At 72.4% G+C, this 26,436-nt stretch carries 25 protein-coding genes; 9 read left to right on the top strand and 16 right to left on the bottom strand.

Features of this window, described 5'->3' with window-relative positions; all coding sequences use genetic code 11:
* Positions 1-36: 36 nt before the first annotated feature.
* The 14 genes from ACIO3R_RS20965 to ACIO3R_RS20900 all read right to left on the bottom strand — a co-directional run bounded on the left by ACIO3R_RS20965 (position 37) and on the right by ACIO3R_RS20900 (position 16,276).
* The gene (locus tag ACIO3R_RS20965; RefSeq protein WP_402107821.1) at positions 37-1,209 is read right to left on the bottom strand and encodes a homoserine O-acetyltransferase; all 1,173 of its coding nucleotides are present in this window, start codon (positions 1,207-1,209) and stop codon (positions 37-39) included.
* Complete coding sequence (locus ACIO3R_RS20960) at positions 1,206-2,567, bottom strand: bifunctional o-acetylhomoserine/o-acetylserine sulfhydrylase (RefSeq protein ID WP_385037242.1); 1,362 nt, start codon at positions 2,565-2,567, stop codon at positions 1,206-1,208. The genes ACIO3R_RS20965 and ACIO3R_RS20960 overlap by 4 nt, the downstream gene beginning before the upstream one ends.
* Positions 2,568-2,696: 129 nt before the next feature.
* Positions 2,697-2,789 (bottom strand): putative leader peptide, encoded by a 93-nt coding sequence (locus ACIO3R_RS20955; RefSeq protein WP_385037239.1) that lies wholly within the window; start codon positions 2,787-2,789, stop codon positions 2,697-2,699.
* Between the two features lie 261 nt (positions 2,790-3,050).
* The gene (locus tag ACIO3R_RS20950) at positions 3,051-3,548 is read right to left on the bottom strand and encodes a thioesterase family protein (protein WP_385037236.1); all 498 of its coding nucleotides are present in this window, start codon (positions 3,546-3,548) and stop codon (positions 3,051-3,053) included.
* Complete coding sequence (locus ACIO3R_RS20945; protein ID WP_385037233.1) at positions 3,545-4,573, bottom strand: 3-hydroxyacyl-CoA dehydrogenase NAD-binding domain-containing protein; 1,029 nt, start codon at positions 4,571-4,573, stop codon at positions 3,545-3,547. The genes ACIO3R_RS20950 and ACIO3R_RS20945 overlap by 4 nt, the downstream gene beginning before the upstream one ends.
* Positions 4,574-4,625: 52 nt before the next feature.
* A complete protein-coding gene (locus ACIO3R_RS20940; RefSeq protein WP_385037230.1) occupies positions 4,626-5,519 on the bottom strand; it encodes a 3-keto-5-aminohexanoate cleavage protein in 894 nt (297 codons plus the stop codon).
* Between the two features lie 115 nt (positions 5,520-5,634).
* Positions 5,635-6,525, bottom strand: coding sequence for a TetR family transcriptional regulator C-terminal domain-containing protein (locus tag ACIO3R_RS20935; protein WP_402107591.1), 891 nt, complete (start codon positions 6,523-6,525; stop codon positions 5,635-5,637).
* Positions 6,526-6,626: 101 nt separating this feature from the next.
* Positions 6,627-7,499, bottom strand: coding sequence for an RNA polymerase sigma factor SigF (locus tag ACIO3R_RS20930; RefSeq protein ID WP_402107819.1), 873 nt, complete (start codon positions 7,497-7,499; stop codon positions 6,627-6,629).
* A gap of 436 nt (positions 7,500-7,935) precedes the next feature.
* Entirely contained in the window at positions 7,936-8,538 is a 603-nt protein-coding gene (locus ACIO3R_RS20925) for a helix-turn-helix domain-containing protein (RefSeq protein WP_385037225.1), read from the bottom strand.
* A gap of 69 nt (positions 8,539-8,607) precedes the next feature.
* Positions 8,608-10,554, bottom strand: a complete 1,947-nt coding sequence (locus ACIO3R_RS20920) for an ABC transporter ATP-binding protein (RefSeq protein ID WP_402107586.1) — start codon at positions 10,552-10,554, stop codon at positions 8,608-8,610.
* Positions 10,554-11,381 (bottom strand): ABC transporter permease, encoded by an 828-nt coding sequence (locus ACIO3R_RS20915; protein ID WP_385041990.1) that lies wholly within the window; start codon positions 11,379-11,381, stop codon positions 10,554-10,556. The genes ACIO3R_RS20920 and ACIO3R_RS20915 overlap by 1 nt, the downstream gene beginning before the upstream one ends.
* Positions 11,378-12,436 carry an ABC transporter permease gene (locus ACIO3R_RS20910; protein WP_402107584.1) on the bottom strand — a complete coding sequence of 353 codons (1,059 nt, stop codon included), beginning with the start codon at positions 12,434-12,436 and terminating at the stop codon, positions 11,378-11,380. The genes ACIO3R_RS20915 and ACIO3R_RS20910 overlap by 4 nt, the downstream gene beginning before the upstream one ends.
* Complete coding sequence (locus tag ACIO3R_RS20905) at positions 12,433-14,589, bottom strand: alpha/beta hydrolase family protein (RefSeq protein ID WP_402107581.1); 2,157 nt, start codon at positions 14,587-14,589, stop codon at positions 12,433-12,435. The genes ACIO3R_RS20910 and ACIO3R_RS20905 overlap by 4 nt, the downstream gene beginning before the upstream one ends.
* 43 nt (positions 14,590-14,632) lie before the next feature.
* Positions 14,633-16,276, bottom strand: coding sequence for an ABC transporter substrate-binding protein (locus tag ACIO3R_RS20900; protein ID WP_402107579.1), 1,644 nt, complete (start codon positions 16,274-16,276; stop codon positions 14,633-14,635).
* 423 nt (positions 16,277-16,699) lie between these two features.
* On the opposite strand from ACIO3R_RS20900, the gene ACIO3R_RS20895 reads away from it, so the two are divergent.
* From ACIO3R_RS20895 to ACIO3R_RS20860, 8 genes are all read left to right on the top strand, one after another.
* Entirely contained in the window at positions 16,700-17,620 is a 921-nt protein-coding gene (locus ACIO3R_RS20895) for an NADP-dependent oxidoreductase (protein WP_402107577.1), read from the top strand.
* Positions 17,617-18,375, top strand: a complete 759-nt coding sequence (locus tag ACIO3R_RS20890; RefSeq protein WP_402107574.1) for a GNAT family N-acetyltransferase — start codon at positions 17,617-17,619, stop codon at positions 18,373-18,375. Before ACIO3R_RS20895 ends, ACIO3R_RS20890 begins: the two co-directional genes overlap by 4 nt.
* Positions 18,376-18,564: 189 nt before the next feature.
* Positions 18,565-19,773, top strand: a complete 1,209-nt coding sequence (locus ACIO3R_RS20885) for a PP2C family protein-serine/threonine phosphatase (RefSeq protein WP_385030729.1) — start codon at positions 18,565-18,567, stop codon at positions 19,771-19,773.
* 207 nt (positions 19,774-19,980) lie between these two features.
* On the top strand, positions 19,981-20,652 hold the full coding sequence (locus ACIO3R_RS20880; RefSeq protein WP_402107571.1) for a TetR family transcriptional regulator: 672 nt from the start codon (positions 19,981-19,983) through the stop codon (positions 20,650-20,652).
* Positions 20,649-21,422 carry an SDR family NAD(P)-dependent oxidoreductase gene (locus tag ACIO3R_RS20875; RefSeq protein ID WP_402107568.1) on the top strand — a complete coding sequence of 258 codons (774 nt, stop codon included), beginning with the start codon at positions 20,649-20,651 and terminating at the stop codon, positions 21,420-21,422. The genes ACIO3R_RS20880 and ACIO3R_RS20875 overlap by 4 nt, the downstream gene beginning before the upstream one ends.
* 58 nt (positions 21,423-21,480) lie before the next feature.
* Positions 21,481-22,521 carry an NAD(P)-dependent alcohol dehydrogenase gene (locus ACIO3R_RS20870; RefSeq protein WP_402107566.1) on the top strand — a complete coding sequence of 347 codons (1,041 nt, stop codon included), beginning with the start codon at positions 21,481-21,483 and terminating at the stop codon, positions 22,519-22,521.
* A gap of 111 nt (positions 22,522-22,632) precedes the next feature.
* Entirely contained in the window at positions 22,633-22,959 is a 327-nt protein-coding gene (locus tag ACIO3R_RS20865; protein WP_402107563.1) for a DUF6191 domain-containing protein, read from the top strand.
* 75 nt (positions 22,960-23,034) lie between these two features.
* Positions 23,035-24,018, top strand: a complete 984-nt coding sequence (locus tag ACIO3R_RS20860; protein ID WP_402107561.1) for a tetratricopeptide repeat protein — start codon at positions 23,035-23,037, stop codon at positions 24,016-24,018.
* A gap of 160 nt (positions 24,019-24,178) precedes the next feature.
* On the opposite strand, the gene ACIO3R_RS20855 is transcribed toward ACIO3R_RS20860, so the two are convergent.
* Positions 24,179-24,325, bottom strand: a complete 147-nt coding sequence (locus ACIO3R_RS20855; protein WP_385030717.1) for a hypothetical protein — start codon at positions 24,323-24,325, stop codon at positions 24,179-24,181.
* Between the two features lie 395 nt (positions 24,326-24,720).
* Between ACIO3R_RS20855 and ACIO3R_RS20850 the strand changes: the two genes are divergently transcribed.
* Positions 24,721-25,572, top strand: coding sequence for an aldo/keto reductase (locus ACIO3R_RS20850; protein WP_402107556.1), 852 nt, complete (start codon positions 24,721-24,723; stop codon positions 25,570-25,572).
* A gap of 64 nt (positions 25,573-25,636) precedes the next feature.
* Here ACIO3R_RS20850 and ACIO3R_RS20845 read toward each other — a convergent pair whose 3' ends face one another.
* Positions 25,637-26,413, bottom strand: a complete 777-nt coding sequence (locus ACIO3R_RS20845) for an SMI1/KNR4 family protein (protein ID WP_402107553.1) — start codon at positions 26,411-26,413, stop codon at positions 25,637-25,639.
* Between the last annotated feature and the right edge of the window lie 23 nt (positions 26,414-26,436).

The following is a 26,436-nucleotide window of genomic DNA, read 5'->3' as shown; positions in this document are numbered from 1 at the left end:
TCCCGGGGCGAGTGGACGGAAACAGCGGTGAGGGGATCAGCGGCCCGGATCCGGCCGGTCCGGCAGCAACTCCCTTACGAGAGCGCCCACCTGGACCGTCTCGATCAGGAATCCGTCGTGGCCGTGCGGCGACTTTACGATTCGGACCCGGTCGGCGCCGGGCAGCAGCGCGGCCAGCTCCGCCTGCTGGGCGGGCGGATAGAGCCGGTCGGAGTCGATGCCCGCGATCAGCGCGGGCATCCGCGCCCGGCGCAGCGCCCGCGCGGCGCCGCCCCGGCCGCGCCCGATGTCGTGCCCGTTCATCGCCTCGGTCAGCGTGACGTAGCTCCCCGCGTCGAAGCGGTGCACCAGTTTGGCCGCGTGATGATCGAGATAAGACTCCACCCGGTACCGCCCGCCGCGGCGGGGATGTTCGCCCGGCTGCGCCTCGCCGCCGAACCGGGAGCCGAGCTCCGGCTCGCTGCGGTAGGTGACATGGGCGATCCTGCGGGCCAGTCCGAGGCCCCGGTGCGGGCCCTCTCCCGGCGCCGCGTCGTGGTAGTGGCCGCCGCGCCACGCGGGGTCGGAACGGATCGCGGAGATCTGTACGGAGCCCCAGGCGATCTGCTCCGCGGAGGCCGCGGCGGGCGCCGCGAGCACCAGCAGCGATCCGGTGCGCTCCGGCCGGCCGACGGCCCATTCCAGCGCCCGCATGCCGCCCATCGATCCGCCGATCACCGCCGCCCACCGGCCGATGCCCAGCGCGTCGGCCAGCGCCGCCTCCGCCGTCACCTGGTCACGGACCGTCAGATGGGGGAAGCCGCCGCCCCAGCGCGCCCCGTCCGGGCGCCCGGACGACGGACCGGTGCTGCCCTGGCAGCCGCCGAGCACATTCGGGGCGACGACGAACCAGCGCTCGGTGTCCAGCGCCTTGCCGGGGCCGACCAGCGCGTCCCACCACCCGGCCGAGGGATGGCCGGGCTCCGCGGGCCCGGCCACATGGCTGTCCCCGGTCAGGGCGTGCAGCACCAGGACCGCGTTGGTACCGTCGGCCGCCCGGCGTCCCCAGGTCTCGTACGCCAGTTGCACACCGGGCAGTTCGTCGCCCGACTCCAGCGGCAGCGGCCGGTCCAGGCGCACCCAGGAGCGGCGGCCCGGCGGATCCCCCTCCCGCCGGCCTCCGGTGGCCGGCGGGAGGGGGAGTGCGGTGGAGGGGGCCGTCGGGTTCAGGACGCCGCCTTCGCGGCCCGGAATCCCGCCTCCAGATCGGCCTTGAGGTCGTCCACGTTCTCCAGCCCGACGGAGAGGCGGACCAGTCCGGCGGTCGCCCCGGTGGCGGCCAGCTGCTCCTCGGTCAGCTGGCTGTGCGTGGTCGACGCGGGATGGATGATCAGACTCCGTACGTCACCGATGTTGGCGAGGTGGCTGAACAGTTCGACCGCGTCCACGAACCGCTTGCCCGCCTCCACCCCGTCCCGCAGTTCGAAGGCCAGTACGGCACCGGCGCCACGCGGCAGATAGCGGCGCCCCGCCTCGTACCACTTGCTCGATTCGAGCCCGGCGTAGTGGACGGCCGACACCTCGTCGCGGCGCTCCAGCCATTCGGCCAGCGCCAGGGCGTTCGCGGTGTGCCGCTCCAGCCGGAGACTCAGCGTCTCCACGCCCTGGAGCAGCAGGAAGGCGGAGTGCGGGGAGAGCGCCGGGCCGAGATCGCGCAGCAGCTGTACCCGGAGCTTGACCGCGAAGGCGCTGGGGCCGAGGTCCGGCCAGTAGCGCAGACCGTGGTAGCTCGGGTCGGGGGAGCTGAAGTCCGGGAACCGCTCGGCGTGCGCCCCGAAGTCGAACGTACCGCCGTCCACGACCACGCCGCCGATGGTGGTGCCGTGCCCGCCGAGGAACTTGGTCGCCGAGTGGATGACGACGTCCGCGCCGTGCTCGATCGGACGCAGCAGGAACGGGGTGGGCACGGTGTTGTCGACGACCAGCGGCACCCCGGCCGCGTGCGCGGCGTCGGCGACCGCCCGGATGTCGAGGACGTCACCGCGCGGATTGCCCAGTGTCTCCGCGAACAGCGCCTTGGTGTTCGGCCGGATCGCCGCCGACCACGCCGCGATGTCGTCGGGGTCGTCGACGAACGACACCTCGATGCCGAACCGGGGGAGCGTGTGGCGCAGCAGGTTGTACGTGCCTCCGTACAGCGAGGTGGACGAGACGATGTGGTCCCCGGCACCGGCCAGCGTGAGCAGGGCGAGGGTCTCCGCGGCCTGTCCGGAGGCGAGGGCCACCGCGGCGACTCCGCCTTCCAGCGCGGCGATCCGCTGTTCCAGGACGTCCTGGGTGGGGTTGTGGATCCGGGTGTAGATGTTGCCGGGCTCGGCGAGCGAGAAGAGGTCCGCGGCGTGCTGGGTGTCCCGGAAGACGAACGACGTCGTCTGGTAGATCGGCACGGCACGGGCGCCGGTCGTCGGGTCGGGGACGGCCCCGGAGTGGATCTGCTTGGTCTCGAACGACCAGGCGGCACCGGGTTCCTGACGGTCCTGGCCCTCGGGGGTGTGCCCTGCGGTGACGGAGTCTACGGGCTGGCTCATGGTGTTCCTCTGTGGTTCTCGGTGCGGGCGTGGTCAGGCACCGGTGCGGGCGGGACGCGGGCACGCCGAAGCCAGGGCGGTGCCTGAGGCGGGATCAACGCCGCGGAGGCGTCCGTGCGGGTCAGTCGCTCAACGGAGCGCGGCGCGGCTGCTACACGCCGAGGACGCGAGGCGCCCCAGATCGACGTGGCGCCGCGAGACGAGTGTCACGGTCGCGGGCATGCGGCGAGCGTGTCAGCGGGCCCGGCGCGCGTCAACAGCCCGGCGCCGCGGCCGAGCCGTCCGCAGGGACTGTTCGAGGCGTACGCGGCAGGGGGCGCGGGCCGGCGGCGCGCCGTCCCCGTACAGCGCCGGACCTGCGCGGACGTGCGCGGGCGGGCGGGGAACAGCCGACTGCCCGGACCACCGGGGGAAGCGGTGGTCCGGGCAGGGGGCGAGGCACGATTTCATCCGGCCGCAACACCAGCGGCTCGCGCCCGTCGTTCAGCGGGCCGCCGGCACCTCGACGATCGAGCGGCCCGCCCAGGAGGGGGCCGCCTCCGTGAGGGCGACCAGGCATTCGCGCACCTGGTCGGGGAAGGGCGCGGTGCGGCCGGCCTGCTGATCCACATGGAGGGCGAGCAGTTCGGTGGTGGCCACGGGCTCGGCGTCCGGGCCCGGTTCTGCGTCCTCCTGCGCGTCCGGCCCGAGCACGTACAGCTCATGGGCGAACCGGGTCTTCTTCGCGTCGGCGCCCAGCACCCGGGTACGGACCGCCAGCCGGTCGCCCTCCGAGACGTCGCGCAGATACCGGATATGGGACTCGACCGTGTACAGCGAACAGCCCGTGCGCTCGCGGTACTCGGAGTGCAGACCGGTCTCGATCATCATCCGGTCGGTCGCGAAACCGAAGACGAGTACGTAGAACGCCTCGCTCATATGGCCGTTGTAGTCGATCCACTCCGGGCGGACGGTCTCCCGGTGCAGCGGCAGCGCGCTCATTCGGCCGCTCCCTCGGTGCGCCGCTCGGCGAGCCGGCCGGTGGCGCGCAGGACATCGATGACGCCGCGGTCGCGCTCGGCGACGAGATCGGCGATGCTGCGGCCGCCCGCCGCCTCGTCGCAGCCGCGCACCACCGCGTCGTACAGCTCCCGGTCCAGTTCGGGGGCTTCGAGGCGCGTCCACGGAGCCTTCAGGGAGGGGCCGAAGTGGTCCAGCATGTGGGCCATGCCGCCTTCGCCGCCCGCGAGCGCGAAGGTGAGCATCGGCCCCATGCACGCCCAGCGCAGCCCGGGTCCCTCGGTGATGGACGCGTCGATCTCCGCCACGGTCGCCTCACCGTTGGCGATCATGTGCAGCGCCTCCCGCCACAGCGCCTCCTGGAGGCGGTTCGCGATGAAGCCGGGGACCTCGCGTTCCATCGTGATGACGGACTTGCCGGCGACCTCGTAGAAACGGGACGCCCAGCCGACCGCGGACGGTGCGGTCAGCTCGCCGCCCACCACCTCGACCAGCGGGATCAGGTACGGCGGGTTGAACGGGTGCCCCACGACCAGCCGTCCGGCGCCCGCGGCCCGGGTCTGCATGTCGCTCATCGGGTAGCCGGACGTCGAGGACGCGATCACGACCCCCTCGGGTGCGGCGGCGTCGAGGCGGGCCAGCAGGTCGCGCTTGAGCTCCAGCTTCTCCGGAGCGCTCTCCTGGACGAACTGGGCGTCGGACACCGCCTCTTCGAGCGTGGCCGTGACCGTGAGCCGGTCCGGCGAAGCCCCCTCGGCGAGGCCGAGCTGCTCCAGCGCCGGCCAAGCGGCGGCCACCAGCCGGCGCAGCTTCTGCTCGGCGTCGGGGGCCGGGTCCCAGGCGGTGACGTCGTAACCACGGGCCAGGAAGTGCGCGACCCAGCCACCACCGATCACTCCGGCGCCCACGCACGCCACCCGGCGTACGTCCTCGGGGGCGCACGGAGCGGGGGCGACCGGTGCGGGCTGTACGGACGGCGTGGGCTGTGCGGGCTGTGCGGCGTTCATCGTGCTTTTCTCCAGAACGGGTGGGGAGCGGGAAGTGCGAGGCGCGGGCCGGTCAGCCGCGGGGCGCCAGTCCGAGCCGCTGCCGGGCCTCGTCCGGGGTGGCGACCCGGGAGCCCAGCGACTCGGTGATCTGCACGGCACGCTCCACCAACTGGGCGTTGGTGGCCTTGACGCCCTTGCCGAGATAGAGGTTGTCCTCAAGACCGACCCGGACATGGCCACCGAGGAGGATCGACTGCGCCACCCACGGCATCTGCATCCGGCCCAGCGCGAAGCTCGCCCACTGGGCGCCCTCGGGCAGCATGTTCACCATCGACTGGAGCACGCCCGGGTCGGCGGGCGCCCCCCACGGGACACCCATGCAGAGCTGGAAGACGGTCGGGGCGTCGAGCAGCCCCTCGGCGAGGAGCTGCTTGGCGAACCACAGCTGCCCGGTGTCGAAGATCTCCAGCTCCGGCCGTACGCCCAGCTCCTGGATGCGGCGGGCACCGGCCCGGAGCATGTCGGGGGTGGAGACGTACAGATTGCTGCCGTCGCCGAAGTTCAGGGAGCCGCAGTCGAGCGTGCAGATGTCCGGCAGCAGGTCCTCGACGTGGGGGAGGCGTTCGAGCCCGCCGACCAGGTCGGTGCCCGGCAGCTGCCGCAGCGGGGCGTCGGGGTCGATCACCAGGTCACCGCCCATTCCGGCGGTCAGGTTGATGACGACATCGGTCCCGGTCTCCTTGATCCGCTCGACGACCTCCCGGTACAGGCGGGGGTCGCGGGACGGTGCGCCGGTCTCCGGCTCACGGACGTGGATGTGCACGACAGCGGCCCCGGCCCCGGCCGCCTCGACGGCGGAGCGGGCGATCTGCTCGGGGGTGACGGGCACGTGGGGGCTCTTGCGGACCGTGTCACCGGCCCCGGTGAGGGCACACGTGATGATGACGTCCTGGTTCACGGGCATGCGGAAGCGGCTCCTGAATCGAATGGGATCGAGTGCGATCTGACGAGTTGAACGATGTGAATGAATCGAAGGGGAAGAGGACAGACGGGAGCGGGTGCGGCGAGGAAGGCCGAGGTCAGTCGGCGGTCAGGGTCGCGTCCACGTAGCGGAGCAGCGCACCGTGCATGTCCTCGGCGCTGGTGCCCGGTTCCCCGGGCGTCGTCGCGAGCACCTGCGAGGCCAGCCCGTCGATGAGGGCGGTGAGACTCAGCGCGGCCGCCTCCGGATCGACCGGCCGGAAGACCTCCTGGGCGACGCCACGCCCGATCACATCGGCGACCGTCGCCCGCCACTGCCGGTAGTACTCGACGTGGAGTTCACCGACCGCGGTGGAGCGCGCCGCCTCGGCCCAGAGGTCGAGCCAGACGCTCCACTGGCGCCGTTGCTGAGGGGTGTACGGGGTCTGGAGCTCTATCAGCAGACGGAGTTCGTCGCCGGCGTGGTCCATGTCGGCGGTCCCCGCGGCCCGTCTCGCGGTGTCCTCGTCCATGCACCAGCGGGCCGCCGCCTCCAGCAGTTCGTCCCGGCCGGGGAAGTGGTAGTGGATGGCGGCGGTACTGGTCCCGCAGGCCTCGGCGATGTCCGAGACCCGCACGGAGTGGAAACCGTGCTCCGCGATCAGCCGGACGGTCTGCCGGACGATCTGGAGCGGTCTGCCGCTGTCCGCCGAGGGCCGTGCGGCAGCGGCGTCGCGGGCGCGCCGGGGGCGGGCGGCCGGCGGCGGGGCCGCGGCCGACTGCGAGGGCGCCGCGCCGTGCTCCGCGTGCGCCCCCAGCAGCCAGCCGGCGTCGACCTCCGCGATGTCGGCGACCCGCGCCAGCTCGGCGGTGGTGAACCGACGGGTGCCGCCGAGTGAGCGGGAGAGCTTCGACGGATCGATGACCATCCGCCGCGCGAACTCGCGCTGACTCACTCCGGCATCCCGGATCACCTGCCGGACCCGCTCGGCCACCTCGTTGTGCTGCATGGTCAGCCACCGTACCCACATGTTGAGAGGATCTCAACGTCAGGTCCGATTAATGCGCTGCTGGGATGCGAATTGAGGTGCTGACTGATGTGTCAGTCAGCTCATTCGTCGACGAGCATCCCGTTGCGGAGCTTTCCGAGGATCCGGCTGATCAGACGGGACACATGCATCTGTGAGATGCCGAGCTCCACGCCGATCTGCGACTGGGTCAGCTCCTGGCCGAAACGCATCTCCAGGATGCGGTGCTCGCGTTCGTCCAGATCGCCGAGCAGCGGTGCCAGTGTCTGCAGGTTCTCCACCGTCTCCATGGCGGGATCGGCCTCGCCGAGCGCGTCGGCGAAGGTGCGTCCCGGAGTGCCGTTCCGGCCGGTGTCCGTCGCGTCGGTCGGCATGTCCAGGGACCCTGCCGTGTATCCGTTGGCCGCGACGATTCCCTCGGTCACCTCGCCCTCGGTGATCCCGAGGTGTTCGGCCAGCTCCTGGACCGTGGGGTCGCGGTCGAGCTCCGTGGCCAGGGACTCCTTCGCCTTGGCGATGTCGACGCGCAGCTCCTGGAGCCGGCGCGGCACATGGACCGCCCAGGTGGTGTCGCGGAAGAACCGCTTGATCTCACCGACGATGTACGGGACCGCGAAGGAGGTGAACTCGACCTCGCGGGACAGGTCGAACCGGTCGATCGCCTTGATCAGCCCGATCGTGCCGACCTGGACGATGTCCTCCATGTCGCCGCTGCCGCGGTTGCGGAACCGGCCCGCGGCGAACCGGACCAGCGAAAGGTTCATCTCGATGAGCGTGTTGCGCGCGTACTGGTGGTCGGCGGTGCCCTCCTCCAGTACCTGGAGGCGGTCGAAGAACAGCTTCGACAGTGCCCGCGCGTCCTTGGGCGCGATCTTTCCGGCATCCTCGATCCACGGCAGTTCGTCCGTCGCCCCGGCGGTGTCCGCGGCGCTCGTGCTGCCGGTCACGCCGGTCATGCCTGTGGTGTCCACCATGACCGCCGCGTGTTCCGCGGTGGTCGCGGCAGGCGTTCCTGCCGCTGTCGACCGTGCACTCTCCGCTCGCTCCGTACCGGCGGTCTGCGCAGTGTGCGCCGTCATCTCGTCACGCTCCCCTGGTCGTAGGCCATGAGGTGTAGGCGTATGCCCGCAGAGAGCTTGCTCATGCGGGTAAGTGAGAGTGGATCAGGTCACAACGCGTCATTGGCCGAGAACCGACGTGCTCGCTCGTCGTATCTGTGCAGGTCGCGCGGCCGGCAGCAGAACCGCCCCACCGGTACGGGGGAGCCCGGTGGGGCGGTCGTCACCAGAGTGCCACAGGCACGGGCGCCTTGGACGCCGACCGGCGCATATCCAGCGGTAGTTGAGTTGAAATCGACGGTGCCCCGGCCGGCGGCCCGTGCGCGGGACGGTGTCAGTCGCGCGGGTAGCCGACGATCGTGTGGGTGACCGCGGGGGATTCCTCGGTGGTGTAGTAGTGGCTGCTGAGCCCCGAGAACCGGGCGGTGTCGCCCGCGTCCAGGAGGTGGGGAACATCGTTCACCACCAGCGTCACCTGGCCGGACAACACCAGGACGTACTCCACCGAGTCGGCGCCGTGCGAGCTGAGCTGACTCTGCGCGTGCGGGTGCAGGCGGGTCCGGTAGATCTCCATGCGGCCCTGTTCGTGGCCGGAGTACAGCAGGGTGACCGAGGTCTCGTCCTCCGGTTCGACCAGCTCGGCGGCGCGGACGATCTCCGGCCGGAGCAGCGGCCGGCGCAGCAGATCCGTACAGTCCGTGCCCAGCGCGTCGGCGATCCGGACCAGCACATCGACCGTCGGGTTGGCCTCGGCCCGCTCTATCTGGGACAGCAGCCCCTTGCTGACGCCGGTCGCGGCCGACAGTTCGCGCAGGCTCCAACCGTGCTTCAGCCGTCGGCGGTTGAGATTACCGGCCAATGACGTCCGTACGCCGACGGAGCCGGGCCGAGGGGTCTCCGGCGCGGGCCGGCCGGCGGTGGCGGGCGGCTCGGACACGGTTCCTCCTCGCTCTGGGGGGCTCTGCGCAGGTCAGCGGCACACTCTACCGGTGCGGCCGTCGGACCGTCAGTTTCCGCCCGTGGTCTCCGTCCGGCGCGGCAGCGCGTCGATCATGCGCTGGGTCCAGGGGTGTTGCGGGGCGTCCAGTACGTCGGCCGGGGTGCCCTGCTCGACGATCCGGCCCTCGTGCATGACGGCCACCCGGTCCGCGATCTGCCGCACCACCGCCAGGTCATGGGTGATGAACAGCACCGCGAAGCCCTCGGCGCGCTGGAGCGAGGCGAGGAGGTTGAGCAGCTGGGCCTGGACCGACACATCCAGCGCCGCCACCGACTCGTCGCAGATCAGCAGCCGGGGCCGGGCGGCCAGCGCCCGTGCCAGGGCCACCCGTTGACGCTCACCGCCGGAGAGCGCGGCGGGACGGCGCGAGGCGTACGACGCGGGCAGCCCGACCTGTCCGAGCAGCTCGGCCACCCCGGTGGCCGAGTCACCCCGTTCCCGTCCCGCCGCGGCGGCCAGCGCCTCGCGCAGGGTCGCGCCCACGGTACGCAGCGGGTTGAGCGAGGAGTACGGGTCCTGGAAGACGATCTGCACCTGTTCCGCCAGGCGCCGCCGGTCCGCGGTGCCGGGGCGGCGTCCGGCCGGCAGGGCCGTACCGCCCACGGAGACCGTGCCGCCGTCGAACGTCTCGAGACCGACCGCGACCCTGGCCAGCGTCGTCTTGCCCGAGCCGGACTCGCCGACCAGGGCCGTCACGGTGTTCCGCGGCACGGTCAGGCTCACCTCGCGCAGGGCGGCACGGTCCCCGGCGGACGAGCGGAACGTGCGGTCGACGGAGGTGGCCACCAGAGCGGCGTCCCCCTCGGGGGGCCCGGCGGAGGCCCGGCCCGACCCCGGCTCCGACCCCGGCTCCGACCGCGGCTCCGGTGAGGCGCTCCGCCGGAGTGCCGGCTCGGCGAGGGAGGGGCCGATCCCGTCGATCCGCACACAGGCGGACATGCGCCCGGTCTCGGGCCCCGCGCCGGACGGCGGCGCGAGCACGACCGGCCCGCCGCGGCACACCTCGGCCGCGTGCGCGCACCGGCCGGCGAACGGGCAGCCGACGCCCCGGGATCCAGGTGCGGGCACGGAGCCGGGGATGGCCGGGAGTTCCGCGTACCGTTCCCGCACGGACGGCTCTGAGGCCAGCAGCCCCGCCGTGTACGGGTGCCGGGGGTCGGACTCCAGCTCGTCCGGGCGGCCGTGCTCCAGCACACTGCCCGCGTACAGCACGTACACCCGGTCGCAGGCGGAGAACGCGACCCGCAGATCGTGGGTGATCAGGACCAGCCCCATGCGCCGCCGCCGCTGGAGCCCGCGGAGCAGATCGAGGACGGCACCCTGGCTGGCCGCGTCGAGCGCGGTGGTCGGTTCGTCCGCGATCAGCAGCTCGGGGTCGCCCGCGAGGGCCGCGGCGGCCGCCACGCGCTGCCGCATGCCGCCCGACAGTTCGTGCGGGTAGCGGTCGGCGACATCGGGACCGAGCCCGACCTCGGCGAGCCGCTGCTTCACCGCCGCACGGCGGGCCGCCCTGCCCGGACGCCTGCGGTTGCCGCCGTCGAGGTCGCGCAGCCCGTCCGCGATCTGGCGCCCGCAGGTCAGCTGCGGGTGCAGCATGGTGAACGGGTCCTGCATGAGCAGGGTGACCCGCCGGCCCCGCAACGCGTGCCGCTCGCGCGGCGACAGCGTGAGAACCTCCTGGCCGTCGATCCGCACGGACCCGCCCGCCACCGCGGTCCCCGACGGCAGCAGACCCGCCACGGCCCGCATGGCGAGGGACTTCCCGCTGCCGGACTCGCCGACGATGCCGACGCACTCGCCCGGCCCCACCTCGAGCGAGACGCCGTCCAGGATCGGGACCGGCCCGCCCGCCCCCGCCGTCGCGGTCACCTTCAGACCGTCGACGGCGAGCAGCGGGCCGGTGGCCGGTGCGGGCGGTGCGGTACGGCTGTCCGTTGCCGGGCGCGCTGCCATCAGGACCTCCCACGGTCGGAGAACGCCTCGAACAGCCGGTCGCCGAGGAGGTTGAGGGCCACGGCCGCGGCGATGATGAGCACCGCCGGTGCCAGCGCCGCGGAGGGGTTGTCGTACAGCAGGGTGCGGTTCTCCGCGAGCATCCGGCCCCAGTCCGGGGCGCCCGGCGGTACGCCGAGCCCGAGGAAGGAGAGCGAGCTCAGCGCGACGATCGCCCCGGCGAAGTTCAGCAGGGTGTTGGCCACGACGACGGGCAGCACGTTGGGCCAGATGTGCCGGGTCATCACCGTGAAGCGGGAGAGCCCGAGGGTCTCCGCCGCCTCGACATAGGCGCGGTGGCGCTGTTCCAGCACGGCCGAGCGCACCAGCCGGATGTCGGCCGGTGAGGTCAGTACGACCAGGACGCCGACGGCCAGCGCGTACCCGCCACCGCCGATGCCGGCGACGACGATCGTCACGAGCAGGGCCGGCAGCGCCAGCAGCAGATCGGCCCAGCGCCGCACGACGGAGTCGATCCAGCCGCCCCGGTACCCCGCCAGGAGCCCGAGCACATTGCCGATGACCATGGACCCGAGGGCCACCAGCGCGGCACCGGCCAGGGTGCTCCGCGCTCCGGCGACCACCATCCCGGTGATGTCCCGGCCGAGTTCATCCGTACCGAGCAGATGACCACCGCCCGGCATGGCCGCGCCGGTCGCCAGATCCTGGGCGTCCCAGTCCGGCAGGAGCAGCCGGCCCACGGTGGCGGCCAGCGTGAACAGCACCAGCAGCACGGAGCAGCAGACGGTGAGCGCGGAGAACCCGCGGCGGGCGGTGCGGGTCTTCATCGGTCCTCCTCCTTACGGACACCGGCCGGGCGGGCTGCGGCGGTTGCCGGCGCTTCCCGGGCCGCCTTCGCCGCCGGCGCGGTCCGCAGCCGCGGGTCCAGCAGCGGCTGGGCGAGATCGGTCACCAGGTTGGCCAGGCAGACCAGGGCCGCGATGAGCAGCGCCTCTGCCTGGACGACGGGCACGTCCCGGAAGGTGACCGAGTCGACGAGCAGGGAGCCGAGGCCGGGCAGCGCGAACACCTGCTCCACCATGACCGTTCCGGCGAGGAGGTAGGCGAGGACCAGACCGATCCCGGTGAGTACCGGGACGAAGGTGCCGCGCAGCACGTACCGCAGGAGGATGTCCCGCTCCCGGACACCCCGGGCACGGGCGAACGTGACGTGCTCCCGGTCCAGTTCGCGGATCACCGCGGCCCGGGTCAGCTTGAGCAGGACGGCGGTGACGGCGAGTCCGAGGGCCAGGGCCGGCAGTACCAGGTGCGTCAGCCGGTCGGTGCCCGAACCCTCGCCCGGTCCGTATGCCGGGAACCAGCCGAGCATCAGCGCGAACACGTAGATGAGCAGCAGACCGCCCGCGAACGCGGGGGTGGACAGTGCCACCACGCCCATGCTCTGCACGGCCCGGTCCACGGCCCGTCGGCTGCGCAGCCCCGCCAGGACCCCCAGCGGCAGGCCGAGGAGGAGTGCCACGGCGAAACCGAGGCCGACCAGTTGCCCGGTGAGCACGAGCCGGTCGCCCAGGGCGGCTGCGACGTTCTCACCGGTACGGATCGACGTACCGAGGTCGAGATGGACGGCGTCGCTGAGCCAGTACCAGTACTGCACGGCCATCGGGCTGTCGAGGTGGTAGCGGGACCGGACGGCGGCCAGTGCTTCCGGGGTGGCGCTGCGCGGCCCGAGCAGTGTCTGGGCCGGATCACCCGGGGCGGCCTGCAACAGGGCGAACACGGCGACGGACAGCACGACGAGCAGCCCGAGCGTGCCGCCGAGGCGCCGTACGACGAGCCGGGCGGGGAGAGCGGTCCGCAGCCGCGAACGGGCTGTGGCCGTCATCGCTCGGCTCCGGCCGGGGCGGCGGAGGCCGGTTGGGCGGCGGGGCCGGAGGGCGTCAGGGGGGTGTCGCCCTCCGGCCCCGCCATGGAAGCCGTGCCGGGGATCGGCTCGGGGGAAGCGTCCCCCGGCACGGCGGTTCGGTGGGCGGCCGGGGGCCGCGGGGCCAGGTGGACGGCGAGCCACTCCTCGACCCGGGCTGCGGCATCGAGGAGATGCCCGCCGTCGGTGAACTCGTGTCCTTCGTCCGGGTAGACGTACATCTCGACAGGGGCGCGTGCCGCCCGCAGCAGCGAGCGGTACAGCTCGTGGCCCTGGCCGACCGGAGTGACCCGGTCCGCGGAACCGTGCACGATGAGCGTCGGGGTTCCGCTGCCGCCGAGGGCGAAGACGGGGGAGCGCCGGATCAGTTCGCCGGGTGCGTCCGGGCCGCCGATCCCGTAGGTCCGGTCGTAGCCGCCGCCGATGTTGCTGGTGTGCGTGAAGCTCAGCCAGTCGGTGGGCGCGGAGACGACCACCGCCGCCCTGAAGACGTCGGTGCGCGCCGCGGCCTGGGCCGCCAGGAAACCACCGTAGCTGTGTCCCAGGACGGCGGTCCGGTCCGGATCGGCGAGCCCGGTGTCCACGAGGTGGCGTACGCCGGACAGCACGTCGTCCAGGTCGGCGCCGCCGACATCGCCGATCACGGCACGGGCGTGTTCGAGCCCCCGGCCGCTGCTGCCGCGCGGGTTGGGCAGCAGCACCAGATAGCCGGCGGCGGCCAGCGCGGGGGCCAGCCCCAGCACATCGCCCGGCGCGTACGACGCGGACCAGAGCCAGGCGGGTCCGCCGTGCACGAGAACGGCGAGCGGCCGGGGCCCGGCGCTCTCCCCGCTGGAGAGCACCAGCCCCTGCACGGTGCGGCCGTCGGGGGCGGACCAGTCGGCCCGTCCGGTACGGACACCGGCGAGGTCCGGGTCGGCAGGGTCGTTGAGCGCGGTGACGGGCGCCCAGTTCCAGGCGTCGGGACCCTCGGTGCGGGCGACCACGGCCTCGGGCGGACGGCCCGGCGCGTCGAGCACGGTCGCGGCCAGCCGCTGGCCGCCGCTGAGCGACAGACCCGGCTGGAAGCCCGCCCCGCCGAGCGTCACGGCCGCAGACCAGAGCGGGCCGGCGCGGTGTCCGGTACGCCCGGCGCGGGAGCCCGTCCCGTCCCAGCCCGCGAACCACAGCGCGTGGGGCGCGGATTGCTCGCTGTCGTCGAACTCCAGCCACGTCGCGTCCTCGACGCCCGGCACCGACGCGGTGCGCCCGGACTCCAGGTCGATCACGACCGGGCGTCCGGACACGATGGAGATGCCTTCGCAGACCGCCGCGGACCGGCCGTCGGCGCGGAGCGCGGGCGCGCCCAGCTGCCCCTGCGGCACGTACACCGTCCTGGCCGTACGCGCGCCGAGATCCAGGGCGGCGAACCTCGCGCCGTAGTACCCGGAGGGCAGCGTGTCCTCGCAGACGGTGGCGACGGCGGTGTCCCCGCCGCGCCACGCGACGTTCCACACGGTCAGCCCGTCCGGCCCGGTCTCCCTCATCGAGCCGTCCGCGAGGTCGACGAGATGCAGCGAACGGCGGCCGGTGCCGGGGGCGAAGCGCTCCGGCGACGGCACGGCTCCGAGCCGGACCGGCAGACCGAGGTTCATCCCGTCGCGCTCGGCGCCGTCCCGGGCGCAGAGCAGCAGCGCCCGGCTCCCGTCGTCGGACACCAGCAGTTCCTCGACCGCGCCGGGCACGTCCGCCACGGTGCGTACGGCTCCGGACTCCGTGTCCAGGGCCACCAGCCGCACCTCGGTCCCGGCCGGCCCCGCGCTTTCGGCGATGTGCAGCAGTGTCCGGGAGTCCGGCAGCCAGCGCGGGCTGTGACGGTCCGTCGGAACAGCCGGCTCCGAGGGGGCGAGGAGCACGGGCGGCCGGACATCCGCGTCGGGCAGCAATTCTGCGGGAACCGGGGCGAGGACCAGCTCGGCCCGCTCGGGTCCGGCCGCCGCCACGGCGACGGCCCGGCCGTCCGGGCTGATCCGGGCCTCGACCGGGTGGACCAGTCGCAGCATGGCCTCGCGGACCCGCCGCACGATGATCGCGGCGTGCCGCTGCGGCGTGCTGGACGCGGCGGGACTGGGCATGGTGATCCGTTCTGGTACGGGAGCCGGGGGAGGAGGCGGCGGGTCAGGCGGCTTTGCGGATCAGGGTCGCCCACGGTCCGATGAAGGTGAACGGCCCCGGATCGGGCAGCACGAACTCCTTGGACAGCGCGGTCGCGGTCTTGGCCCACCAGAGCGGCAGGTAGGGCAGATCGGCGCCGGCCGTCTGTACCGCGCTCATCAGTTCCCGGGCGCGGACGTCCTTGTCGGCGGACGCCTTCGCGGTGTTGAGCGCGGTGTTGACGGTCCTGTTGTCGTAGTGCGCGATGTCCGTCGCCGTGGCCGCGCCGTTGAGATACGGGTCGGCCAGCTCGGCGGGGTCGCCGGTGACGGGGAAGTACCACAGGAACTGGAGCGGCTGCTTGCCGGAGCCGAGCTCCGCCACCCACTGCTCCAGGGTGATCTCCTTGACGTTCAGCGTGATGCCGAGCTTCTTGAGCGAGGCGGCGAGTGCGAGTGCCGCCTTGCCGAGCTGCGGACCGCTGCTGGGGTAGTGGAGTTCGGCGGTGAAGCCCTTCGCCACCCCGGATCGTTCCAGTTCGGCACGTGCGGCGTCCAGGTCGTACGGCACGGCGGGGATCGCGTCGTAGCCGGAACGGACCTTGTCCGCGGACATCAGATCGCCCCACATGTCGCGCGAGGGCAGCGCGTCGGCGACCTCGGCCCGGCCCTGGAGGATGCCCTTCACCATGCCCTCGCGGTCGGTGGCGTGAGCGATGGCGCGGCGCACCCGGATGTCGTCGAACGGGGCCGTGGCGGTGTCGAACGCCAGGGACACCACGGAGCGGTCGCCGGTGTAGGTGACACGTGCGCTCGACTCCCAGCCGTGGGCCTCGTCCGACGCGAGGTTGAGAGCGCCGTCCACCGCGCCCGACTTCATCGCGACCAGCCGGGTCCCGGCGTCCGGCACGAAGGACAGCTTCAGCTTCCGCACGGCGGGCTTCTCGCCCCACCAGGCGTCGTTGCGCTCCAGCAGTACGTGGTCGTCGGCGGCGAACTCGGTGATCCGGTACGGGCCGGTGCCGAGCAGCAGGGTCTTCGGGGTGCCGACCCGTCCGGCATTGCGGGTGAGGAAGGCGCGGCTGCTGACGAGGAGTCCGCCCGCGGTCGTCGTCCAGGCGAACATCGCGTCGGGCGCCTTGAGGCGGATCGTCACCTCGTGGTCGCCGGTGGACTTCACCGAGGTGACACCCGCGTAGGCGTATCCGAGGGCGGAACCGTTCGCCGGGTCCCGGATGGCCTCGACGGAGGCCACCACGTCGTCCGCGGTGAACGGGGTGCCGTCGCTGAAGGTGACACCGCGGCGCAGTGTGAAGACGTACGTCCTGGCGTCGGGCTGCCGCCAGGACGTGGCGAGGCCGGGTGTCAGCTTCCCGGACGGGTCGACCGAGAGCAGGGACTCCTGGGCCAGCACCGCGACCAGGTAGTTCAGCACCCCCGACTCCCGGCCCACGTCGAGGCTGGAGATGGAGGAGGGCAGGGCGAGAACAAGGCTGCCGATCGGCACGTCGGCGCCCAGCGCACCGGCCGCCGGCCCGGTGCTCGTTCCGTTCGCGGGCGGGGGTGCGCAGGCTGCGAGCACACCGGACGCGGCCAGGACGCCCGCACCCGCACCGGCGAGGCGCAGCAGTCGGCGTCGGCTGAGGTTGCCACCGGGCTCCGATGTCATCGGGAACCACCCATCTCGCATCTGTCCATTGGAACTGCCCAACTGGGCGTGGACAGTAGCCGAATGGCTTGGGGGCGTCAACGGACGTCGGGCGAAAGCCCACGGTGTGGACATCTCATCGGGATCTATCCGGATATCCCGGAGAGAAAGGTCGAAGAGGGGTGGCTGCCCCGCGACCGGTAGGAACCCCTCACCGGGTGACGATCCGCCGGACCGGCCCGGGGCCAACCCGGCGTACGCGCCCCACCCGCTGCCGGCCGGGCGCAGGCGCGGTGTCGCGCGGCGGCCGCCCGGCACCGGACCGCTTTCGTTGCGGCCTCGTGAATCCGGCGCCCCGCGGGAATACCCGCACGCGGAAGGGCCTTCCTGCTGCTGTAGGGACCCGGGCGGCCGGGTGCCGCAGGGACAGGAGAGTGGGAGCTCATGCCGAAGGCGTACGTGTTCACCCGCAACGGCGGTCCGGAGGTGGAGGCCCTCGTCGAGCAGGACACCCCGGCGCCGGGCCCCGGGCAACTGCTCGTCGCCGTACGGGCGGCAGGGGTCAACCCGGTCGACTGGAAGCTGCGCGCGGGGTACACCAGGCCCGGCAGCGAACCGCAGCCGTTCCCCACCGTCCTCGGCAGCGAGGCCGCCGGAGTCGTCCGGGCGATCGGCCCGGACGTCGAGGGATTCGCGGTCGGCGACGAGGTCTTCGGCAACCCGGTGACCGGCGGATACGCCGAGTACACCCTGCTGCCCGTCGCCGTGACGGCGCACAAACCGGCCGGACTGTCGTTCACCGACGCGGCGGCACTGCCGGTCGCGGCGGCCACCGCGTACGACGGCGTCCGCCAGCTCGCCCCCGCCCCCGGCTCGACGCTGCTGGTCACCGGGGCCGGTGGCGGCGTCGGGAACGCGGTGCTCCAGCTCGCGCACCACGCCGGCGTCCGGGTCATCGGCGCGGCGAGCGCGGCCAAGAAGGACTTCGTCGAATCGCTCGGCGCGGTGCACGTCGAATCCGGCGCCGGACTTGCCGGCCGGGTACGGGCGGCGGCCCCCGACGGCATCGACGCGATCTTCGACCTGGTCGGCGGCGACACCCTGCGGGAAGTGGCCCCGCTGCTCGCCGATCCCGCCGCGCTCATCAGCGCCGCGGGCAAGCCCCTGGCGGTCGAGCTCGGCGGTGCTGCCGTCGCCCGCGCCCGCACGGCGGCGGTGCTCGACGCGGTGGCGGACCTCGTCGTCACCGGGGCCCTGCGGACGCATGTCACCCGGACCTACCCGCTGACCGAGGCGGGCGAGGCGCTGCGCGCCGTCGAGAGCGGCCATGCCCGCGGGAAGATCGTGATCGAGGTCGGCGCATGAGCGCGCAGCGTTCCTCCTCCGCCGTCACGCATCCGCTGGACGACCCCGTCGGCACCTCGCTGACCGGCCCGCACGCCCATTTCGCCGAACGGCGCGGCCGTATCCTGCGCTATCCGGCCGATGTCACCCCCTGGGCCGCCGTCCCGGACCGGCCGAGCGCCGCGGACTGGGCCGATGCCGCGGCGCTCGCCGGTCCCGGGGGATCCGTCACCCTCACCGCGTTCCGCGAGCCGCCGCCGGCCGACTGGGAGGTGACCTTCCACGCCGAGGGCGTCCAACTCGTCGACACGGGTGTCGCGGCCGCCCCGGACCCGGAGACCGTCCGGCTCGGATCCGCCGACGTGCCCGAGATGCTCGACCTGGTCGCACGCACCCGTCCCGGACCGTTCCTGCCCCGGACGGTCGAGCTCGGCACCTATCTCGGGATCCGGCGCGAAGGGGTGCTGGTCGCGATGGCCGGGGAACGGCTGCACCCGCCCGGCTGGAGCGAGATAAGCGGCGTCTGCACGGACGAGTCCGTACGGGGACAGGGGCTCGCCACCCGGCTGCTCCTCGCCGTCTCCCACGAGATCAGGGAACGCGGTGAAACGCCGTTCCTGCATGCCGCGGCGTCCAACGTCCACGCGGTAAGGCTCTACGAATCCCTCGGATTCACGCTCCGCCGCCGGACGTCCTTCCTGGCGGCGCTCGTACCTGGCGGCGCTCCGGCACACCCGGCGCCGGGGGAGCCGGCCGGCGCCGCGGCCCGCGGCTGAGAGCCGCGGGCGCCCGGCGGGACGCAGGACGTCCGTCCGGGACTTCCGTCCCGGAACGCACCGTTCCACCCCGGCCGGGGACCTTCGGCGTGCCGCCAGAGGCCCAAAGCCCCGTGTGCCGGCGTCCCGGTCCGGGTGCACTGGAAGAGAGTGCCGGGACACGCCCGGTGACTGCGGGAGGAGATGGCCGTGACGATCGGGGTACAGCGTCCGTCGACGACGCGCAGCGCGGAGTCGGTCACCGATGCGGAGCGGGCGGCCGCCCGCTCCCGGATCGGCACCCCGGCCCTGCTCGGCAGCCTCGCCCTGCTGTCCCTGTTGGTGGTGGGGCTCGATGTCCTCACCGGTGAGGACCTGCGGCTCATACCGCTTCTGGTCGTGGTGCCCGCGCTCGTCTCGGTCTTCTGCACCGTCCGGCAGACCGTCGCCGCGGCGGTCTGGATCATGCCCATCGTCGTCATCTCCCGGCTGGTGTCCGGCGGCACCTTCTGGGACATCGTGAGCGGTGTCTGCTTCACCGTGCTGGCCTGCGCGGTGGGTGTCGGCGCCTGTTCGCTGCGCATCCGGCACGCCACCGAGATCGCCAGGCTGCGGTCGGCCGCCGTCGCCCTCCAGCGGCAGATCCTGCGCCCGCTGCCCGTGCTGACCGACCAGGTCCTCGTGGACGGCATCTACGCGCCGATCGAGGAGGACCACTTGGTCGGCGGCGACATCTACGAAGTCGTCCAGTCCCCGTACGGCACCCGCGTCATCATCGGTGACGTACAGGGCAAGGGCCTTGCCGCCATAGGGGTCGGCTTCGCCGCGCTCGGCGCCTTCCGGGAGGCGGCCATCCGTGAGCCCGCCCTGACCGGGGTGGTGGACGCGGTCGAGGACGCGGTCGCCCGGCACAACGCGTTCTCCGCCCAGACCGGCGAGATCGAGCGCTTCGTCACCGCACTGGTGCTCGGCTTCGACGGGGAGGGCCGGGTGCAGGCGGTCAACTGCGGTCACCTGCCGCCCCGGCTGCTGCACGAGGGGGTGGCGGCCTCCGTTCCGCTGCGCCGTACGTCGGTGCCGCTGGGCATGGCGGAGCTCACCAGCGAGGCACGGGTCGCGGAATGGCTGGACTTCCCGCCAGGTGCGACGCTCCTGATGTTCACCGACGGAGTGACCGAGGCCCGTGACGCCTCGGGAGCCTTCTATCCGCTCGACGCCCGACTGAGCGGCTGGACCCGGCTCGCACCCCGTGAGCTGCTGGACACACTCCACGCGGACCTGGAGGCCTTCTCGGGCGGCGTGCGACGCGACGACATCGCGGTGCTCACGCTGCGCGGCTCGTCCTCCGGCAGCCGTCGGCGCCCCGCGACGGCCGGCGCCGACGCGCGGCGGGCCGCAGAGGTGTTCAGCGGGCGGTAGGCCCGCCTCCGAGGCCGTGTCCGAGGCCGCATCGCCCCGCATCCCGCACGGCACATCCCGCATTCCTTGCCGATGCCGGGATTTCCCGATGCCCGGATGCCTCGATGCCCGGATGCCTTGATGTCCGCAAACTTTGATGTCCGCAAGCTTTGATGTCCCGATGCGGCACATGTCGCAGTGGGACATTATTGGGTGTACGGTGCACTTATGAACCGGGAACGGAAGACCCCGGAGAGGCGGAGCCGCAAGGCCCGCCGGACCCGGGACACACTGGCCCAGGCCGCGTTCGAGCTGGTGCTCGACCGGGGTCTGAGGGACGTGACGGTCGAGGAGATCGCGGAGCACGCGGACGTCGACCGCCGCACCTTCAGCCGGTACTTCACCAGCAAGGAAGCCGCCGTCCTGGACTCGGTCCGGGGTGACGGCGACCGGATCAACGACGCCCTGCGGGCCCGTCCCGCCGACGAACCACCGCTGACCGCGTACAGCAGGGCCGTCCTGGACTGGCTGGCGGACCCGGAGGCGGAGGCCTGGCACCGCCGTCCGAGGATCTTCGAGCTCCTGGTCCTCGCCGAACGGGAACCGACCCTCTACGCCGCGTTCCACCACATCCGGGTGGACGCCCAGGAGGACTCGGTCGCCATCGTCGCGCACCGGCTCGGGACCGACCCGCGGCAGGACATCCGTCCCGCCGTCACGGTCGCCGCCGGAGCGGGAGCGCTCCTCGCCGCCCAGGCCGCCTGGGTGCGCGGAGGCTGCCCCGAGGAGCTGCCCCGGCTCGTCGAGCAGGCATTCGACGCCCTTTCGGGAGAGCTGTTCGCACGGCTCCCCGCCGAACCGGCGTCACACAGCACCACGGAAGGAAACGGAACATCATGAGCACCACCCCCACCACCACCGACCAGGAATTCGCCGGACGCACGGCCCTCGTCACCGGAGGGGCCTCCGGCATCGGACTGGCCCTCGCCCACCGGCTGGCCGCCGCCGGCGCCTCCGTGGTCGTGGCCGACTACGACGAGGAGAGCGCCCGCAAGGCGGTCGCCGCGCTGGAGAACACCGGGGCCAAGGCCGCGGCGGTCGCCATGGACGTCACCGATCCCGCCTCCGTCGAAGCGGGCGTGCGCTTCGCCGTCGACACCTTCGGAGCCCTGCACCTCGCGGTGAACAACGCGGGCATCGGCGGCCCGAGCAGCCCGACCGGCGAGTACGCCGTCGAGGACTGGAACCGGGTCGTCGCCACCAACCTCAGCGGCGTCTTCTACTCGATGCGCTACGAGCTTCCCGCGATCGTCGCCGCAGGCGGTGGCGCCGTCGTGAACATGTCGTCGATCCTCGGCACCAACGGGTTCGCCGGATCGCCCGCCTACGTCGCCGCCAAGCACGGCGTCGTCGGCCTCACCAAGACGGCGGCACTCGAGTACGCGGCACAGAACGTCCGCGTCAACGCCGTGGGGCCGGGCTTCATCGACACCCCGCTGCTGCGCAACACGGACGGCCCCGCACGCGACCACCTCATCTCGCTTCACCCGGCCGGACGCCTCGGCACCGCCGAGGAGGTAGCGGAACTCGCCGCCTTCCTGCTCTCCGACCGCGCCTCGTTCATCCACGGCAGCTACCACCTCGTGGACGGCGGCTACTCCGCCTCCTGAGTGGCGTACGGGGGCTTCGGGGGCGAGAAAGAGAACACCAGAGGTCAAGGAGGACCCCATGAAAGCCGTCCAGTACCGCACCGTCGGCGCCGCGCCCGAGGTCGTCACCGTGCCCGACCCGGAACCCGGCCCCGGACAGGTGCTGCTGAAGGTCACCGCCGCAGGTGTCTGCCACTCCGACATCGCGGTGATGAGCTGGCCCGCGGACCAGTTCCCCTACGATCTCCCGCTCACCCTCGGCCACGAGGGCGTGGGCACCGTGGCCGCACTCGGCGACGGGGTCGGCGGTCTCACGGTGGGCGAGTCCGTAGCGGTCTACGGCCCCTGGGGCTGCGGTACATGCGTCAAGTGCGCCGAGGGCAAGGAGAACTACTGCCTGCGCGCCCAGGAGCTCGGCATCAACCCGCCCGGTCTGGGTTCGCCCGGTGCCATGGCTGAGTACATGATCGTCGACGACCCGCGTCACCTGGTGCCGCTGGGCGACCTCGACCCGGTCCAGGCCGTGCCGCTCACCGACGCCGGCCTCACGCCGTACCACGCGATCAAGCGCTCCCTGCCGAAGCTGGTGCCCGGCGCGACCGCCGTCGTCATCGGCACCGGCGGACTCGGCCACGTGGCCATCCAGCTGCTGCGCGCCATGACGGCCGTCCGGGTCATCGCCCTGGACGTCACGGAGGACAAGCTCGCCCTCGCCCGCACCGTCGGAGCGCACGAGACCGTCCTGTCCGACGAGCACGCCGCCGCGCGCATCCGTGAACTGACCGGCGGCATCGGTGCGCAGGTCGTCCTCGACTTCGTCGGGGCACCGCCCACCGTGGCCACGGCGGGGGCCGCGGCCGCCATCGACTCCGACGTCACGATCGTGGGCATCGGCGGCGGGGCGCTGCCGGTGGGCTTCGGCTCCCTGCCGTTCAACACGACGGTGACCGCCCCGTACTGGGGATCGCGCTCCGAGCTGGCCGAGGTGCTCGATCTCGCCCGCGCAGGTTCGGTCGAGGTGCACGTCGAGACGTACTCGCTGGACGAGGCCCCGCTGGCGTACGAACGGCTGCACGACGGCAAGATCAGCGGCCGGGCCGTCATCCTCCCCAACGGCTGACCGCCCGAACCCCTTCCTCACGACCCTGCGGGCCGTCGCACTCTGCGCCGGCCCGCATCGTCATACCCGCGACCGATGCGCTCCGCGCCCCACGCGGTGGATACTGCCCGCATGGAATTCGCCGCGATGATGACGCTGCCCGGACTGGTGATCGGCCTGACCGTCGTCGCCCTCCTCGATCAGCTGATGCTCCGTGCGGGCCGGGCCGGTCTGCTGCCGTGGCGCAACAGCGCCCGCCAGGGCCAGGTGTCGGCGACCGGTTTCGAGCAGTTGCACGCGACCTTCTCGCCCGGAAAGCAGAGCGAGCTCAAGGAGCGACAGAGCGCCCTGCTGCTGCGCGACGACGAGGAGGACGGCGCCCCGCCGCACCGTTCCACCGTGGACCTCGACAGCGGCCTCGCCGTCATCCGCCTGCCCGGCCGCGAAGTCTCGACCTGAGCTGATCACTCGTAGCGGTACCGCCGTCCGAGCGGCAAGGCTCACCGAACCTTTGGCCATGGATATTCTCTGCAGATGTCGAATCAGTCAGTGGCGGCGGGAGTCGGACTCGCGGGAGTGATGGCGCACTGCGGCGGAAGCCCGGTCGGCGCCATGGAGTTGCTGGTGGGGGCGGTAGCCTCGGCACCGGCAGCCCCGGAGCCCTATGCCGCCCTCGCCGAGTTGTGGCGGGACCGGCGCTCGGAACTGAAGGAGAGCCTCGAAGGAAACGGCTCCTTGAGCTCTGTGCTGGCACAGGCCTACTTCCGGTTCCTCGACGGGGACATGGACGACGCGGTGATGTCCCTCGGTTCGGTCACGGGCGCGCGGCCCGACGTGGCATGGGGCGCCGCACCCTGGTTCGGCGACGCGCGCTTTCTCGGCGCGGTGAGTGCCGAGGCGCTGGCCGAGGCGTGTCTGCGGACACTGGACTACGGCCACGACCTGGACACCGACGAGATGCGCAAGCGGTTCGCGCCCTGGTTCCACGCGATCGAGGCGGTGTCCGAACGCAGCCCCGTCCCGGAGTCGCTGGCCGCCATGGCTCGGCTGCCCCGGTCCTGCGGCCGCTACGAGCTGTGCTTTGCCCTGTGCGATCGCGCCGACGCCGTCGACCAGGTCATGTGGACCGCAGTCGCGCGAGCGGCCACCTGGCGTGTGATGGGCGACCTGGACCAGGCCGCGGCGGCCTTCGCGTCCGCTCTGACCCGGGACCACGCCAACTGGTCCCTCTACCTGGATCTGGCGGACGTGCGTGCGGAGCAGGGCGACTTCGCCGCAGCCGCGAGCCTCGTGGAACAGGGCCTGGAACACGCACCCCACGAACTCTCCCTGCGCGCAGCGGGCGCCGCCTACCGCACACGTCTTTCCGGTTCCCCCGACGACCTGCTGGCCCTGATCGGCCTGGCGCCTCAGCTCGAGAACACCACGTACCGAAACCTGCTGATCGACTACGCGTGTGCGGGGCCGAAGCTCCCTGAGAACATCGTGGCCAAGGCCCGCAGTATCCGCAAGAACTGAATGACCTGCCGTGCCAACCGATGCACTGACCGGCCGCCTGCACGATTCGGAAGGCCGCCCGCAGGTACTGCTCCTCGTGGAGTTCGGCACGTACACGGCGTGCGGGTCGAAAGACGTACAGGTCAAGGACGCCCGGCGGCTCGGCCAGGCCGGGGCCGCCCTAGGTGACCCAGGTGGTGATGTCGGCGGCGGCGCCGGGGCCGTTGACCTGGCCGAGCCACACCGGGCGCCCGCGCAGCGGGGCCAGGCCCTGTCCGGTGAATCCTGTGGCTGGAGCCTCACCGTTGCCGTGCTGCTCGTATGCCATGGCGCCGGTGTCCCTCTGCCGCCGGTCGTACGTGGCCGGGAGGGGGCCCTGCCATACCCTCGCTGGGCACCCCCTGGCACAGCTCGGCCTGCCTGGAGCGAGCGGCAGGGTGCAGGGTCGATCGTGTCGCCTCATGTCCGAGGACGCCGGCGGGCCCCTTACCGGGCCGGTGATCCCCGATGGCGTACCCCAGGCGGACGAGTCACGGTGGACGTGGTGGAGGACGTCGTGGCCGGGCGGAGCGCTTGCTCGCGGCTACGGCTACGGCTACGGCTACGGCCTCGGCTTCGGCTTCGGCTACGGAGAAGGGACACGACGATGGCGGACTGGGACGGCTCGGAACTGACCCCTGTCCGGCCGCTTCGACAGGCCCGAACGAACAACTAGGAGTTCCCATGCAGAGCGTCACCTTGAACAACGGCGTCGAGATGCCGATCCTCGGCTTCGGCGTCTACCAGATTCCGGCGGACAAGACCGAGCGGGCCGTCTCCGATGCCCTCGCGGCCGGCTACCGGCTGCTCGATACCGCCGCCGCCTACGGTAACGAGGAAGCCGTCGGCCGTGCCATCAAGATCAGCGGCATTCCGCGCGAGGACCTGTTCGTCACCACCAAGCTGTTCGTCCAGGACGCTCCCGCCCAGGACAACACCCGACGTGCCCTGGAGACGTCCCTGACCAAGCTCGGCCTGGACCACGTCGACCTGTATCTGATGCACCAGCCCTACGGCGACGTCTACGGCCAGTGGCGCGCCATGGAGGCAGCCAACCGCGAGGGCCTGGCCAAGGCCATCGGCGTCGCCAACTTCTACCCCGACCGCCTGCTGGACCTGATCTTCAACAACGAGATCATCCCGCAGGTCAACCAGATCGAGACCCACCCCTTCTTCCAGCGCACCGCCGACCACGACCTGATGCGCGAGCACGGCGTCCAGCATCAGGCGTGGGGCGGCTTCGCCGAAGGCAGGAACGATCTCTTCACACACCCCGTCCTCACCGAGATCGGCAAGGCCCACGGAAAATCCGTGGCCCAGGTCGTACTCCGCTGGTTGATCCAGCGCGCCATCGTCACCATCCCCAAGACGGTCAGCCCCGACCGAATGGCGCAGAACCTCGACGTCTTCGACTTCGAACTCACCGACGACCAGATGGCCCGGATCGCCGCACTCGACACCGGCACGACGCTGTTCTTCGACCACCACGACCCCGAGATCGTCGCCTGGCTGAGCAAGCGCCGCCTCGACAGCTGATCCCCAGCAGCATCCTCCGTGGCGAGGCCAGACCGCTGCGGTCTCCCTCACCGCATCCCCGCGCCTACGACCCGGCGGGCTCTGCGGCCATTGCGCCGACCTGGTTCCTGATGACCCCTGGGAACGTGCGGCCCGCTTCAGCGCGGGGCGGCGGGCCGCCCTGCGGTGCCGACCTGGCTGTGCGCTCGGCCTTCTCCAGCCAGTCGGTGTACCAGCGGGCGAACCTCACTGGCACGGCGTCGTCGTCGAGAAGCGGTGCGAGGTCGACCTCGTCCGCCCGGCGGTCGGACCAGACCGTGCCGCGGTGGTTGCCGCTGATGATCAACCATTCCCTCTGGGCGCAGCCCAGATGGGAGATCGGGATGGCGCCGGTGGTGCGGTCCGGGGCGAACATGACGGACTCCCACCGCTCGTCCCACACCTCGATGGCATCGTCGAAGTCCTCGATGGCGTCGAAGTCCTCCTCCTCGGGGCGCTGGGCAAGGAGGTCGTCGAGCAGCTTCGGGTCCGGGCCCCGGTCGGGGAACGGCTCGGCAAGCCTCGACAGGTCGGCCAGCTCTGCGCCGTCGCCCTCCCAACCCCAGCGGCCTCGCGCACGCCGGACCGGGAACAGGCCGTACGCGGGGCCGGCGCCACCCGCTCCGACGTGGAGCAGGAAGGCCCGGTACTCCTCCGGCAGCCGCACGCCTGTCTGAGCCTCCAGTTCGGCAAGCTCGCCCCGGGTGAGCGGCTCCTCCACGACCCACCCGTGCCCCAGTGCCCCGAACACCTCGCCGCCCCCGGGCCCCGCACCCGCCGCCTCGACCCGCTGACGTACGCCCGCCCACCACTGATCAGTCATGCGCAGACCGTATGCGCAGCCAC

It is taken from the genome of Streptomyces sp. NPDC087428, from assembly GCF_044744085.1.
Classification (GTDB): Bacteria; Actinomycetota; Actinomycetes; order Streptomycetales; family Streptomycetaceae; genus Streptomyces.
Note: the sequence above shows the minus strand (reverse complement) of the source record. Positions and strands in the feature narration are given on the sequence as shown.